Source organism: Pedobacter sp. KBS0701 (assembly GCF_005938645.2).
Taxonomy (GTDB): domain Bacteria; phylum Bacteroidota; class Bacteroidia; order Sphingobacteriales; family Sphingobacteriaceae; genus Pedobacter.
Window position 1 is genome coordinate 1,658,874 of record NZ_CP042171.1, and the last position, 14,703, is coordinate 1,673,576.

Annotated in this window: 16 protein-coding genes and 1 tRNA gene; 9 read left to right on the forward strand and 8 right to left on the reverse strand. The window is 36.9% G+C overall.

The annotated features are described in order from the left end of the window. The first annotated feature begins 5 nt into the window (after window positions 1-5). The 3 genes from FFJ24_RS06470 (at window position 6) to FFJ24_RS06480 (ending at window position 5,219) form a co-directional block, all read left to right on the forward strand. Window positions 6-1,712, forward strand: coding sequence for a RagB/SusD family nutrient uptake outer membrane protein (locus FFJ24_RS06470; protein ID WP_138823641.1), 1,707 nt, complete (start codon window positions 6-8; stop codon window positions 1,710-1,712). Between the two features lie 14 nt (window positions 1,713-1,726). Further along, window positions 1,727-3,250 (forward strand): glycoside hydrolase, encoded by a 1,524-nt coding sequence (locus FFJ24_RS06475; RefSeq protein WP_138823642.1) that lies wholly within the window; start codon window positions 1,727-1,729, stop codon window positions 3,248-3,250. A gap of 130 nt (window positions 3,251-3,380) precedes the next feature. Then, window positions 3,381-5,219, forward strand: a complete 1,839-nt coding sequence (locus tag FFJ24_RS06480; RefSeq protein ID WP_246862758.1) for a beta-galactosidase family protein — start codon at window positions 3,381-3,383, stop codon at window positions 5,217-5,219. Window positions 5,220-5,450: 231 nt separating this feature from the next. On the opposite strand, the gene FFJ24_RS06485 is transcribed toward FFJ24_RS06480, so the two are convergent. Beyond that, a complete protein-coding gene (locus FFJ24_RS06485) occupies window positions 5,451-6,065 on the reverse strand; it encodes a Crp/Fnr family transcriptional regulator (protein ID WP_138823645.1) in 615 nt (204 codons plus the stop codon). A gap of 415 nt (window positions 6,066-6,480) precedes the next feature. On the opposite strand from FFJ24_RS06485, the gene FFJ24_RS06490 reads away from it, so the two are divergent. The 5 genes from FFJ24_RS06490 to FFJ24_RS06510 all read left to right on the forward strand — a co-directional run bounded on the left by FFJ24_RS06490 (window position 6,481) and on the right by FFJ24_RS06510 (window position 9,318). Continuing rightward, a tRNA-Lys gene (locus FFJ24_RS06490) sits at window positions 6,481-6,553 on the forward strand. 735 nt (window positions 6,554-7,288) lie between these two features. Beyond that, window positions 7,289-7,726: a hypothetical protein gene (locus FFJ24_RS06495; RefSeq protein ID WP_138823647.1), complete on the forward strand. Its 438-nt coding sequence runs from the start codon at window positions 7,289-7,291 to the stop codon at window positions 7,724-7,726. Further along, on the forward strand, window positions 7,727-8,278 hold the full coding sequence (locus tag FFJ24_RS06500; RefSeq protein WP_138823649.1) for a hypothetical protein: 552 nt from the start codon (window positions 7,727-7,729) through the stop codon (window positions 8,276-8,278). It abuts the gene before it with no gap. Window positions 8,279-8,284: 6 nt separating this feature from the next. Then, window positions 8,285-8,737 carry a hypothetical protein gene (locus FFJ24_RS06505; RefSeq protein WP_138823651.1) on the forward strand — a complete coding sequence of 151 codons (453 nt, stop codon included), beginning with the start codon at window positions 8,285-8,287 and terminating at the stop codon, window positions 8,735-8,737. Window positions 8,738-8,742: 5 nt separating this feature from the next. Continuing rightward, on the forward strand, window positions 8,743-9,318 hold the full coding sequence (locus FFJ24_RS06510; protein ID WP_138823653.1) for a hypothetical protein: 576 nt from the start codon (window positions 8,743-8,745) through the stop codon (window positions 9,316-9,318). Between the two features lie 481 nt (window positions 9,319-9,799). On the opposite strand, the gene FFJ24_RS06520 is transcribed toward FFJ24_RS06510, so the two are convergent. From FFJ24_RS06520 to FFJ24_RS26750, 4 genes are all read right to left on the reverse strand, one after another. Next, the gene (locus tag FFJ24_RS06520) at window positions 9,800-10,030 is read right to left on the reverse strand and encodes a hypothetical protein (RefSeq protein ID WP_138823656.1); all 231 of its coding nucleotides are present in this window, start codon (window positions 10,028-10,030) and stop codon (window positions 9,800-9,802) included. A 170-nt stretch (window positions 10,031-10,200) separates the two neighbouring features. Then, a complete protein-coding gene (locus tag FFJ24_RS06525; RefSeq protein WP_138823658.1) occupies window positions 10,201-10,611 on the reverse strand; it encodes an ester cyclase in 411 nt (136 codons plus the stop codon). A 119-nt stretch (window positions 10,612-10,730) separates the two neighbouring features. Then, complete coding sequence (locus tag FFJ24_RS06530) at window positions 10,731-11,312, reverse strand: Crp/Fnr family transcriptional regulator (RefSeq protein WP_138823660.1); 582 nt, start codon at window positions 11,310-11,312, stop codon at window positions 10,731-10,733. Between the two features lie 60 nt (window positions 11,313-11,372). Further along, window positions 11,373-11,576, reverse strand: a complete 204-nt coding sequence (locus FFJ24_RS26750; RefSeq protein ID WP_371716975.1) for a DUF5712 family protein — start codon at window positions 11,574-11,576, stop codon at window positions 11,373-11,375. A 722-nt stretch (window positions 11,577-12,298) separates the two neighbouring features. On the opposite strand from FFJ24_RS26750, the gene FFJ24_RS06540 reads away from it, so the two are divergent. Beyond that, a complete protein-coding gene (locus FFJ24_RS06540) occupies window positions 12,299-12,511 on the forward strand; it encodes a DUF6688 family protein (protein WP_138823662.1) in 213 nt (70 codons plus the stop codon). A 4-nt stretch (window positions 12,512-12,515) separates the two neighbouring features. Here the strand turns inward: FFJ24_RS06540 and FFJ24_RS06545 are convergent, their stop codons facing one another. The 3 genes from FFJ24_RS06545 to FFJ24_RS06555 form a co-directional block, all read right to left on the reverse strand. Further along, window positions 12,516-13,175, reverse strand: a complete 660-nt coding sequence (locus FFJ24_RS06545) for a hypothetical protein (RefSeq protein WP_138823664.1) — start codon at window positions 13,173-13,175, stop codon at window positions 12,516-12,518. A gap of 153 nt (window positions 13,176-13,328) precedes the next feature. Further along, window positions 13,329-13,988: a hypothetical protein gene (locus FFJ24_RS06550; RefSeq protein WP_138823666.1), complete on the reverse strand. Its 660-nt coding sequence runs from the start codon at window positions 13,986-13,988 to the stop codon at window positions 13,329-13,331. Window positions 13,989-14,191: 203 nt separating this feature from the next. Then, the gene (locus tag FFJ24_RS06555) at window positions 14,192-14,641 is read right to left on the reverse strand and encodes an SRPBCC family protein (protein ID WP_138823668.1); all 450 of its coding nucleotides are present in this window, start codon (window positions 14,639-14,641) and stop codon (window positions 14,192-14,194) included. Between the last annotated feature and the right edge of the window lie 62 nt (window positions 14,642-14,703).

Here is a 14,703-nt window from a genome sequence, read left to right on the forward strand (position 1 = left end):
ACACCATGAATAACAAATCAATATATACATCACTTTTAGGCCTGTCTCTTATCTCCATGAGTATTGTGGGCTGTAAGAAAGATTTTTTAAATGTAGAACCAACAGATCGTATTGCAACCACCACTGTAGAAACAGATACTGCGGTATTGGAAGCTTTTATAACGAACAGATACATTGGTACCCGATTGCAGGACAAAGAAGCGGATGGCTCTGCACCGGGTTTTGGCAGAGGTTTCGAGTATAGCATGTGGAGTTCTTTTACCGATGAATCTGTTTATAATAACGACGATGCTACCTGGTTAATCCAAAGAGGACAGTTGGAACCTGAAAATTTAGGAAGTGCGGGTGTATATTGGGGCAGGAGTTACAGAAGTATAAGAGAATGTAATTATGCGCTTGGTGTGCTTGCTAAAATTGAAATGAGCGCCGCGCATAAAAAACAATTGGTAGCAGAGCTTAAATTTGTAAGGGCTTTCCGTTACCAGGATTTAATTCGCAACTATGGCCGCGTAGTTTTAATGGGCGATAAGGTAACCAACCTAACTGATAATTTGCAGGATCCGGCATTGTTTCAACGCGCCTCGATTAAAGAATGTATAGATTATGTCGCTGCACAGCTTGACCAGGCTGCAGCAGATTTACCTTTAGATAATAGCGGAAGCTGGATGGTAGGAAGGGCAACCAAAGGTGCGGCACTAGCGCTCAAATCGCGCTTATTGTTATATGCAGCGAGTCCGTTGTATAATGCAGGTACCTGGCAGGTGGCTGTTACAGCAGCGCAGGCAGTTATTTCTTTAAATAAATATGGAATATATACCGGTGGATATGCGAACTTGTTTTTAACTGACCAAAGCAATGAGGTTATTTTTGCAAGGTTGTTTACCAAAAATGCCAATCATACCCACTTAGAAATTGCCAACGGACCAAACGGTTATGGCGGCTGGGGCGGAAATTTACCAATGCAGAACCTGGTTGATGAATATGAAATGGCCAACGGGAAACCCATTAGCGACCCTAATTCTGGTTACGACATCAATGAACCTTACAAAGGTCGTGATCCGCGTTTTGCCGCAACCATTTTATACAATGGAGCAGCTTATCGCGAGCGTAATGTAGAAACTTTTATTCCTGGGGGAAAAGACAGTAAAGATGGAAATGATAACTGGAATACCAGCAAAACCGGGTATTACCTCAAAAAATTTATGAATGATGCCTATCCATTGCAAAACCCCTGGGGTAATGCAGGTTTTCAGCCATGGATCTATTTTAGATATGCAGAAATTTTGCTTAACTATGCTGAAGCGGCTAACGAAGCTTACGGACCTGACGCTGTTCCTGCCGGATCGACCATGTCGGCCAGGCAAGCCATTAATATGGTAAGGGCAAGGCCAGGTGTTAATATGCCTGAACTGGCTGTTGGACTTACGCAGACACAAATGCGTGATGCTGTTCGTTATGAGCGCAGGGTAGAGCTCGCTTTTGAAGAACATCGCTTTTATGATGTAAGAAGATGGAAAATTGCCGATGTAACCGAAAACAAACCTGCTGGCGGAATGATTATTACCAAAACAGGCAGTGGGTTTACTTATACACCTAAGGTTGCTTTAGACGGGCGCAAGTTTGAAACCAAACACTATTGGTTACCTATACCAAGAGCCGAAATTTTAGCTTCAGGTGGTAAATTGGAGCAAAACCCTGGTTACAATAAATAGAAATTAAGTTTTACATGGTAAAGTCATATCAACATATTAACAGTTTTTTTATCTGCCTGGCCTTATTTTTCTGTGGCAGAACAGCTCTTGCACAAGAAACTATTCTGAAAATAGAAATTGATCCTGCCAGCACATTTCAGACTATAGAAGGCTTTGGCGCTTCTGATGCCTGGAGTTGTCAGTTTGCCGGATTATGGCCTGCAGAGAAAAAGGATAAGATGGCTGATTTGCTTTTTAGTACCCAAACCACAAAAGAAGGGCAGCCCCTTGGTATCGGGCTTAACATCTGGCGTTTCAGTATAGGTGGCGGTAGTGCCGCCCAAGGTAAGGCAAGCAATATTGGCGACGAATGGCGTCGTCAATATGCTTTTTTGCAGCCAGATCGTACTTATAACTGGAACGCGATGCCAGGGCAAGTCTGGTTTTTAAAAGCAGCCAAAACCCGGGGAGTGAAACAGTTTATCGGCTTTGTAAACAGTCCGCATGTCCTGTTTACCAAAAATGGGAAAGCCTATTCTACAGATGGCAATTGCAATTTGAATTTTGAAAAACTTCCGGAATTTGCTGCCGATCTTGTAACTACCATCAACGGAATAAAAAAAACAACCGGGATAGCGCTAAATTACCTTAGCCCTGCTAATGAGCCGCAGTGGAAATGGAATGAACACAACCAGGAAGGCTGTCCTTATAACAATAACGAACTTGCTCAACTTTACAGGGGTATTAATGAAGCCTTTGTTAAAAATCAGGTTAAAACCAAAATACAAATAGGAGAGGCTGGCCAGCTCGATTATTTATACGATAATGGCAATAGTGTAAAAGGAAACCAGGTATATCAGTTCTTTAATCCTTCATCACCCAATTATGTCGGCAACCTACCGGGCATAGATCAATCTATTTCCGGCCATAGCTATTTTACAACAAGTCCGGAGCAAAAGTTTATTACTGTGCGAAAAAAAACAGGAGCGGCAGTAGCTCAGATAAAAGGTTTAAGGTATTGGATGTCTGAATATTGCATTTTAGGCGATAGTTTAATGAAAGGAGAAAAGCGCGACCTTGGTATGGCTCCTGCATTATTTATCGCCCGGTTAATCCATCACGACCTGGTTTTATCAAACGCTACGTCATGGCAGTGGTGGCTGGGCATCTCAGCCAGCGATTATAAGGATGGTTTGGTTTATATCGACAAAAATAAAACAGATGGGCAGGTTTATGATAGTAAAATGTTATGGGCCCTCGGTAATTATAGTCGTTTTGTTAGTCCAGGGAGTAAACGCCTTCAGGTTAAAACATCCGGGGTAAATGTACCTCAGGTTGATGTATCATCCTATCTGCAAAATAAAAAGCTCGTAACAGTAGTAGTTAACCCTACAGAAAACGATCTTGATCTGGATATTGAGGTAAAGGGGAATAAACAAAAATTTGTTCAAACTTATGTTACCTCAGCCGAATATAATTTATCACCCTATAAACAATACCAGGATACCAAACGTGTTCGTATTCCGGCTAAATCTGTTACCACTGTACTCAGTAATTAAACCTGATTGATTTGAAATGATAACACACCTCATTTTTTAATCCCATCCTATTTGTTTGAGCTGAAAAGCACTTTATAAACCGATATGGGAAAACTATGTTTTTGATTTTTTAATATTTAACACATCCTAAATGAAACCTACCCTAAAACATGTAATGATTAAAGTAATTTTAATTACTTGTTTTGCCAGCTTTGGTGCATTCGCACAAGTTCAGCACACTTTTAAACTTGCAGACTCTGTTTTTCTGCTCGATAATAAACCTTTTCAGATCATTTCGGGAGAAATGCATTATCCCCGTATACCTAGAGAAGCCTGGCGCGACAGAATGAAAATGGCTAAAGCCATGGGTTTAAATACGATTGGTACCTATGTGTTTTGGAATGTGCACGAGCCTCAGAAAGATCAGTTTGATTTTTCTGGTAATAATGATATTGCCGAATTTGTGCGCATTGCAAAAGAAGAAGGCTTATGGGTATTGCTTCGCCCTAGTCCGTATGTATGTGCCGAATGGGAATTTGGCGGTTATCCATTTTGGTTACAGAATATTAAAGGTTTGCAGGTTAGGAGTAAAGAAACACAGTATTTAAAAGAATATAAAGAATACCTTAAAGAGATCGGTAAACGTTTAGCACCTTTGCAAATTAACCACGGTGGCAATATCTTAATGGTGCAGGTGGAGAACGAATATGGTTCTTATGGAAATGACAAAGAATACCTGAAAATTAATGCTCAGCTGTTTAAAGATGCCGGTTTTGATGGTGTACTTTCCACCTGCGATCCGGTTCCGGCACTGGAAGGCGGTCATTTGGCGGGCTTGCTTCCAGGCGTAAATGGTATCGATAATCCAGCTCAGATCAGAACATTAATTAATAAATATAACAATGGTTCCGGACCTTATTTTGTACCAGAATGGTATCCGGCATGGTTCGATTGGTGGGGTACAAAACACCATGAGGTAGATCCAAAAACATACGGCAATAAGCTGGATACAGCACTTAAAGGTGGAATTTCTATTAATATGTATATGTTTCATGGTGGTACAACCAGAGGTTTTATGAACGGGGCCAACTTTAATGATTCTACAGCTTACGAACCACAGATTAGTAGTTATGATTATGATGCACCTTTAGATGAAGCAGGTAATGCAACAGCAAAATTTATGCTTTTTCGCGAAGCGATTAAAAAGAATCTGCCTGCAAACCAGATACTTCCTGATGTACCCGGCGCTAAGCCAGCAGCGGCATTGCCTGCAATTACATTTGCCAAATCAACCGATATTTTTAGCCTGATTGGAAAACCAAAATTAAATGAACAACCACTAACCTTCGAAGCCCTTAACCAGCCCTATGGTTTTGTATTGTACAGCAGTACAATAAAAGGCGGACGCAAAGGTGTTATTAAAATCAACGAGCTGCGCGATTACGGATTAGTATATATCAATAAAAAACTTGTAGGTGTTTTAGACAGAAGACTTTACCAGGATAGTTTGATGCTTAATCTTCCTGTTGGCCATGTGCAATTGGATATCCTGGTAGAAAACATGGGGAGAATTAATTTTGGCCCTTACTTACTTAAAAATAATAAAGGGATTACTAAAAACGTAACTTTTAATGGAGAAGAAATTAAATTGTGGAAAATGTATCCATTGCCATTTGATAAAATAGATACCAAAAAAATGCAATCTAAAGTAAGTAGTCAATCTGCAGCAGCACTTAAATCAGCTACCTTTAATTTAACAAAAGTTGCCGATACTTATTTAGATATGCGCAAATGGGGGAAAGGACTGGTTTGGGTTAACGGACATAATTTAGGTAAATATTGGGGTATCGGACCGCAACAAACCATTTATCTGCCAGCAGAATGGCTTAAAAAAGGAAAGAATGAAATTGTCGTTTTTGAACTGCTTAAACCTGCGCAGAAGACGTTAACCAGTTTGAATAAAGCTATTTTAAATGAGTTGAAAAAATAATATCTTCATTTCCTTTAGGTTAACGCTTCACCAATATAATTAAAGGACTTAAGGAAATTAAAGTTTTAATTGTAACGATAGCCATTATGTTAGTATATGCTTAACATAATGGCTATTGCTGCTTTATCATTAACAGATGAACATATAGGTTGGATTTGATTTTTTAGCAATACATCTTTTTACGCAAAAGTTTTACGCATCAATTTAGAAGATACTTCTTTGCGGTTTCAGTTAAATCATGCTCCTGATTCTGCTCAATGTTTCGAGCCTCATGCCCGTAAATGAGGCCACGTACTTTAATGGTACACGGTTAATCAGGTGTGGGTAAGAAATCAGGAACCTTTGGTAGCGTTTTAATGCGGTAGGAAGCCTGCAGATATAGGCTCTCTCAGATGCTCCCTGAAAATAAATTTCAGTCATCTTTCTACCAACATAGTTTGCGATAGGAAAATTTTCGTAAAGCAGTTTCGACATTTCATGCGGAATCGCAATCGCAAATACCGGATCTATTGTTTCAATGTACTCATCAGAGCTTTCATTCTCCCATAAATTCCTGATGGTTCCTGCCAATTCATTTTCTGCAGCAATCCAGGTGGTAATCTTTTTATTTCCCATTTTAAGGTAGCCATGTACTGCTCCTTCCAGAATAAGAAAAATGTAGCGGTTGTATTTTAATGGCGAAGCGATATGTTTGTTTTTAGCAAAACGTACAGGGAATGTGTAACAGTTAATAATTTCCTCCATTTCTGGAGTAAGTGCATGGTAAGACCTAAAGACTGTAATAATTGGCGAGAAACCACCAAGCGTAGCCCATTTATCTTCACCATAAATATTTTCAATATTCATTAGGGTAAAGGAAGTATATATGTAAAAGTGAAAATAATTATAAAAATAAAAAAATCATTATTCTCCTTACAACCAAGGGGAATGTCGATTGCTAATCAGCTACAAATTCATAAAAATTAGGGTAATGTGTATTGCTGGTAATTCGCTTTTCGGTTGTTTATGGTAAAAGGATAATAACGATTCTAAGAGATTTTAGGCAGGTTAAATACATATTTCTTTAAGAGGTTTATTAACTTGGAATCAGTTAACTGAAAAGGAGAAAAAATGATTTTTTTATTCGCATTTAACCTGATGATTCCTAAATATTTAACTCCATTTTATTTAGTTATTGTTAACTTTCTATTAAATATTTTGGATTTACCTTTTGCAAGAATGAATTTAATTCCTAACTTCGCAGCCTCGAAAGGGAGAAAATGATTCCGTAGCTCAGCTGGTAGAGCATTACACTTTTAATGTAGTGGTCCTGGGTTCGAATCCCAGCGGGATCACAGAAGATAGTATCAAAACTACGTAAAAGCTTGTAAATCTAATGATTGCAAGCTTTTTTTTGTTTTACCGGAAAACCCAAAATATGCAATAAATCGCATAAAAAAAGTGAGTGATTCGGTGAGTAGTTTTATAAAGTGGTATACTCACTAAAAACAACGTAAGTTATTGACTTACAAAAAGTTAAATCATTTAACGACTTGATACGATTAGACTGCAAGGCTAACTTTGTTAACTTTAAATCAGTCGATTATGAAAACTAATTTCAGTCTGCTCTTCTACCTGAAGAAACCAAAAAACTATCTTAAAGGTGCTGTTCCTGTTTATCTAAGGATTACTGTAGAGAAACCGTGCGGAGATGGCCACTAATCGGAATTGCGACCCTAAGCGATGGAATGCAAAGGGTGGCCTGGGCTATCGGTTCTAAAGAAGAGATCAAGGTGTTGAACACCCATTTTAACCAATTGTAGAATGCCGTTTATTATACTCATTAACGTGTTTTCGATATGGGCTTTCCGATTACAGCAGATGCAATTAAATCCATTTAACTCGGCACACTCACCAATTCCCATACCTTATTGGAATTGGAGGCCGTTGCATAACATAACCTAAGAATAAATAGGATTTATTCTGGTGTAGGTATTTGTAACGGATGGACTATGACAGATAAGCGTTATTAGGGACATGGAGAGTTGTGTAAATTTTTATTTTAAATTATGGCTTTGAAATAATTTCAGGTGGGGTTTTTATTTTCAACTGTTGTCATACCAGATCCCAGTCACAACTCTAGAGGATGGAAAGAAACAGCGGTAAAGGATTTAACAATTAATGTACTACCAGAAAGTTACTTGGAAAACATTTGGGATCTTATCACAACAGCAAGCATATATGCTACTGGGAGTTTTGATTTGACAGTTGGAGTGCCTGGTGATCTTCCTAATGCGATAGTTGCAAAAGAAGCTGCATTAGCTGCGAACACTACAATGATAGGACTTGAAAGAAGCTATGGAACAAAAGGACTAACAATTCTTATAAAATCTGGTACCTTAGGTAAATCGGTGGCTAAATTAATGCAAATACAACTAGGGGCAGTGATACCCGGTGCAAGAGTAAGTGCTAGATTAACAGGGAAAACGCCTCCTCATACATCGGTAACCGGAACAAATTGTCAATAAATGGATAATATAAAAGAAAAAATTTATCAGATAATCAAAAATCAGTTTCAAAGAGATTTTTTTTATGATCAGGGTTCTATAACTACTACTGAAAATATTAATGTGCAAATCAAAAAATTTGAGAAGGAGAACCCAAATGCTTCAACTATTTTTTTAAGTAACCTGAGTAATAGCTTCCCAAATATTAAAATGGAAAACTTTACCCATTTTTTTAATCACGATAGATGTATAAGATTTCTTATTCAAATAAGTGAAGAAAAAAGATTTATATGTCAATTAAGTGTTTTTAATTATTTTTCGGTGTATCAACATAGTGCAAAATTAGCTCATAGTAGATATGAATATGAAGTACCTCATTACGTTAACATCAATGAATCAGAAATTTGCGATGAAATATATAGATGCAGTAACGTAAACTCAATTAGAGCAATTTGGTTAAGTAGAGATATTTTAAACGAAGTGGTAGATGAGTTTTCAATTCTGGATGATGATCCATTATTCCGGTATGAAATAAAAATTTCGGACATTCTTTTCACAGATCATTATATATAACGAGGAATGAAAATGTTTTCACGACGACTTCTTTCAAAAAACGGTCCAAACTGTTATTTACCATGGAGCCAAACATTTCAAATATATAAAACATCAACAGGTGTTGACTTAGCTGAAACAAAAAAGGCGCTGAGTTATATAATTAGTGCATTGGCACAAAAAATCCCAGTATTAATAGGTGTTGACAATAGATCGGGTGCCCCAGCAGCAAATCCAGATAACTCAACAGATCATTTTGTTGTTGTTGTAGGAATGGGGACTGACGAAAAAGGAAAATTTTTACAATTTGTAGATAACGCAACTAATAACCCTTCTACGGGTGCAAGTTTCAGTAACCGACTTTATTATAATTCTACTACAGGAAAAATCACAGGGAAAACAGCTGTTACTGACTATAGAAATTATCCGGGTATGCATGATTATATTGTCACCCAAGTTCGTAATAGCATAAAAAAATAAAAAAAATGAGATATCTACTAATATTATTTGTCCTTTTATTGTTCACATGTAACAAATCTTACTCCCAAGTATATGACAAAGCTATTAAGGGCACCATAGTTAAGTTTCTAAAATGGCATAAAGAGGGAAAAGAAGAAAAGTTAGGAGAATACTATTTCGTACCCAGATATGACGGAACGGGAGACAGAAAAAGATATTTTGATCGTGATAGTTTAGAACTTTATTATAATAATTTTAGGCATAGTGGCTTAATTTCGGAATTATATATTGAGCAATTAAAAGAATATTTCAACTATTATGAAAAATTTCTTGGGGATAAGCCTAAAGATGGGGAATTAATCAAAATTGAAGGTTTAGACCAGGATATCGTACTCAACACGTTCGAACCAGAAGAAATTTTAGAAAATATAGGGACATTAAAAATCACTAAAATTTTAGTCATATATAATAAGGCATTAGTTGGGATAAATTTTAAGAGAAATGTTAATATGATTTTTCAATTGACAAAAACTGATAATAAATGGCTTATAGATTATATAGGGGGCGACAATACAAATAAAAATAGTGCATTTAGTCAATAACCTGTACCTGATGATCAAGTTCTCATCTTTCAAATATATTAATATTTGATAATTTGGATCAGGCAAAAAAGTTGGGGGGATAAATAATTAATAATACTTTACCAGCTCTTTAAATTCAGGTTGTCTATTTCCTTAAGGTGCTTGTCCTTGGTGTGTAACTTTAGGTCAAATTGCTTTGATACTGCGGCTATCCACATGTCATTCTCCGGTATTGGCTTACCTTTTTGCAACAAGGCAGTTTTGGTTAAGGCATAGTGATTTGCTGTTTCTTCATCAGCAATAAGAACATTACACCTTTCTAGAAAAGAGTTGAGTTGATCTGTTTAATGTGCTCTTTGGGTTAGCTTATCTGTAAGCACCCAGATATAGTTCTCCTAATACAGCAAAAGGAATATTTATTTCCTCCCCTAAGGTTTCAAGAAACGCTGTAATTGTTGGATTGCCTTTAAATAACTCAATAACCACATTAGTGTCTAATAGATTACTTCCAGTCATCTGCGTGGATTGTTTCACAAGATTCTGTAATTATACGTTCCATTTCTTCCGTCTCGTCCTTAGACCAGATTCCAGAAAAATCTTTTAAGCTTGGCGTTTTCTTAACTGTTCTATTATTGTTATTCTTTAATAGCTTCTCCAAAGCAGATAAAGTAGCTTCACTCTTTACTTTGAGCATTTCTTCTATCAAATGTAATTTACGTGTTTCTATGTGCATGGATATGATATTGAGTGTTAACACCAAAATAAAGAATTATTTCTAAAATAACCATACCCCTAAATCCTAATGAACTTGAACAAGTGCTAGTTATACATGTGATTTCAAGTTTTTAATTTTTTCGTGATCTTTATTTAAAACCATCTCGCTAGACTTTTGCAACGAAAGTTTTATTGTGGTATAGCTCCGATTTGAGTCATTAAAGCTAGCAAATCAGGTTGTCCTATTTCTTCAATTATCTGGTTGTCAGATAAACGATAAAAATTCATTGCGCTAACTGCGATCGGTTTTCCGGTTGCGGGTACGCCAAAGAAAGTTCCTTTATGGGTTCCCTTCATTGTAAATCTAACGGCTACTTTGTCATTTTCAGTGATCATATCTTCAATACTCCATTGAATATCAGGAAAGCCGCTGCGCATCATTCCTATAAGCGTTAGATAACCTTTAGGCCCTTGCAACGGATCAGCCTGAAACGGCACATAGAATTTCGCAGCTGGACTTATTAATTGTTGAGACAAATTTTCATCAGCAGTATTAATAAATTGTAAAAATTGATTGAGGAATTCTTTTGTTGTTCCCATTTTATATTTTTTTGACTTGTAAAACTGTGTTGTTATACAATGCAAAGATGGTTTACAAATGTCTCTTCAGCCAATAAACAAGCTTAATAAATAGTCTTAATGTAGTTTAAGGGTAACTATTATTTTAATGATATATCTTTTCTGATTTTGCTCAGAAATTCAGGTGTTATGCCCAAATAGGAAGCTATCTGAGCATTGGGTAATCTTGAAGATAACTCGGTATACTGTTCAAGAAAATCCAAATATCGTTGCTCTGCATTTGAACTGAAATTTTGTAACAAGCGGGTCTGAAGTTCAATAAATTTTTCCTCCACGATCACCCGAAAGTTTCTGTCAAACTTTGGTGAATTCACAAAAAGATAAAGCAAGTCTTGCTTCTCAATTTGCAAAATGGTAGAAGGTTCAATTGCCTCTATGAATAGTTTGCTTGGTTTTCCCGAATAGAAACTCCCCAGATCAGCAACCCAATCATTTTCTGCTGCAAACCTTAGATTATGTTCCGTCCCTTTTTCATCAATGCCATACATTTTAAAGCAGCCTTTCTCAACAAATGTATAATGTTTGCAAATAAAGCCCTCCTGTAAGATCATCTGTCTCCGTTTTATTTTCCTTGGCGTTACTCTTTCGGAAAGCAAAATTATTTCATCGGAATTTAGAGGAAGGTACTTTTTAAAATATTCAATTAAAGGTTGTATCGTCAAGTTTTTGATATTAAGCCTGTATAGTTTTTACAGAAAAGAGTTCCTAAATAAATCAGCAATTTAGAGCTGCAAAAATAGAACTAAAATTCTGTAAATCATTAGCAATGATAATTGGATTTTACGGTTAAATTCCCTAAGCTTAGCAGAATGCTCCTTGTTCTTTCCCTTTGAGGTATTTTGGGGGCTAAGCCTAATCCTATTAGTAATGTCCTTACGGCTGACGATCACATAAATCCTCCAACGCTCATTGGAAAACGATTTCACTATGCTGAAATCCCGAACCGCTGTTTATTGCCTTTTACCCCGTGCTGCTCCGACACAGCTGTAGACCAACAATACCTTAGGCTAACTTTCTCTTTACCTTTTATTTGGCTATTGTGAACCTGCCAATCGAAATCGAGGTAAATTTTTGATCTAGCTCATCTAAACCAAGGCTACAGCTCAACCGAAGTAAGTGTGAAGTAGTGTGCAAGCAGATACGAAGCAGACCTGGCCGGAAGGTGGCTTAAACGTGGGGTAGATGTGGGGTGAAGGTGGAATTGGAATATTCTTTTTGGAGATTTTTAATCAGATGGATCGATTTGGGTGATCATCCCTTTTTGATTATCCTAAGATACTAAAATTATGGTTTTCAGGGTTGTCATGATCAAAATTAAATAACAAAAGGCCCCTTTTTTACAAACCGCAGAATTAAGGCTCTGGTAAGAAAGGAGACATGGTAACAGCCTGATGGCATTGGAGATTTGGCCCATCTTTTCTTCAAATTATCCCCGAAAGCAAATCTTTTACGCTGCCTTCTACCGGCAATAGGGGTTTTTATATCTTGCAACGCTATTTTTTGCTTCGCAAAATGCTTTTGTGTTAAGTGCCGAAATCGCTGATGTAAGCCAAAATATAGTTTTACTTATTTTTTATGGGCTTGCATTTATGCCCGGGCCCCTCTTCGAAAATGTAACCAGTTGCCGTGCATCAGGTTTTTGAAATACATGGCTCTTTACGAAACACAGTTTAAGAAGTTTACAGGCATTGAAGACCAGTATGGATATAATTTATCAAAAAAAATCAATAATGAACGCTTATCAAATATAACATACTTACTGATGAAGCCATTAGAGTGGGTTTTTCTGATCTGTTTGTATCTTTTTACGCAGAAGCCTGAATACCGCATCAGGAAACAGTATTCAATGGGAAAAGGCTAGGCGATTACAGAGGCCGTTTTTTATTTCTATTGATGATAAAGAAAACAATAACGAGAATTACTCCTGCCAGCACTACCCACACTATCGCTTGGCCAACAATATATCCTAATCCAAATGCTATATTTCCCATATTGGAAGTACCTTGTTGTCGGCTCGCCTTATTAGCGGTAATCTTTAAGGAATTGAAAAAGCGCTCCCGGGCGGGTTTAGAGACTTCGTCTTTATCCTTATCCGTCCAGAAGTCAACATAAAGCATTTGACTGTTCAGGAACAGAATCCTTTTAAACCGTAAATTTGATAAATTAGGATTGTTGGTTACATACTTAATCTCATATCCTTGCAACCCATCGAGATGGTAAGGCTTTTTACTGACAAGTTCGCCCTTTGATGTTTTTAATGTTCCTCCAATGAATCCGGAATAAAGGCTGTCAAGTTCATTGTGACTAAAACCTGCTCCGTTTTTACTAAGATCAGAAAGACCGGCAAGATAAAAGCCTGATGAATCACTATAATGATGTACATGTTGCCCTAAGGTATCAATGGTTTGAGGTTTATCAGGGAAGTCAATTGCGGCTAAATCGCCTAGTGTTTGATGGAAAAAACCTGCTCTAAAAGAGCATAAAACGATAAATAACACAAAAATTGTAAATATTTTTTTAGTCATAGAGGCTGTTCTGGTAATTTCATAATGGATTGAACGATGAGAAATAAGAATACAAGGTAATCATTGCAGCCAAAATGCACGAAGAATTGCGTATCTATATTATTTTATAGTTTGATATAAAATATGCTAAAGAATTAGCAAAAGGCAGGGCAATTACTCTATGATCCTGTACAATCCAAAACCGGGGGAATAAAGATATTTGATGCCGTGCAAGGCAATCACTTGTGGCAGAACCAAGTTCTCCGCCTTGAACTTAAGGTCACCTAATTTATAATAAGACATGTATACCGGAGAGGGAAGCCTGCCTTTTTTCCATCGAACTAAAACATCATCATCAAATTCTTTTACGTTTTTTGCAGTTCTCGAAAATTCACTGTTGAAAAGATAGTCATTGCGCACAAATAAGGTTTCATCTTTTATTTCAAAAATATTACATCGTTCCTGATGTACCGTTACATATTCACAAGGTTTGTAACCGTATCGTTTTAAAAGTGCTGTTTCATATTGATGAAGTGCCAAACGTTTTAAACTGTCATTTTCAATTTTAAGCGCTTCCGACTTTGCACTCAGACTGTCTGTAAAAACTACATTTTTGAAATCCTGGGATTTGCGATAATCCGGATAGAAGTATTTTTTACGATTAAAATAAAGATTACCCTTTTTATCTATAAAAAAAGGTAGCTCCCAGTCATAAGTTTTCTCAAAAATGATTCGTTGGTTTACGTCCATTATTTTAAACGGAGCATCACTTCTGTCTGGTTTCAAAAAAAATCTGTCATCTTCTAAAAAGATAATTTCACTTAAATTTTGCATGTCTGTAACCAGCTTAAACTTACCCTGATCCTGAAGTAAATCGGAAATTAAAGGCACTTCCGGATGGCTATCCTTCTTTGGAAATGGATTACATGCTGAAGCTAACAGCATCATCATCAAACCGGCAAATTTACATCTCATGGTACGTTTTTAAGAGTCGAACCTGTAACAAAAACTGATCCATAAGCATGATTGCCGGTTTGCTAAGCATCTGGTATGTTTGGCTCTACAAGTTTAATGAGTTTTTCAAGGGATTCCTGCCAGCCAAGATAACACATCTCCAGGGGTATCATCGCGGGTATGTTTTCCTGCAATATTTTCAGGTCTGTACCTACGGATGTTTTTCTGAACCAGATGGTGTTTACGATGATACCCGGTAAATTTGAATCTTCAAACTTATCGGTGTATTTTAACAGTTCATTCGGAACAACCTCTAAGTATTCGCCACCAAACGCGTTAGTACTTCCTGTGGTGAAATTCTGGAAAGACATTTTAAACGTGCCGCCCGGCTTTACATCCATGTCATGAATGATGCCGAGAAATCCATAAGGCGGCATCCATGATGCAAGTGCTGTAGGCTCTGTAAAAGCACGGTAAACCTTTTCAGGGGATGCTTTAATAACTCTGTGTAATGAAACGCTGTTGTCTGACATACAATTATTTTTATTTTAGAATTTTACTTTGCTTAACAAAGATGACGTTATTACCAGATAAT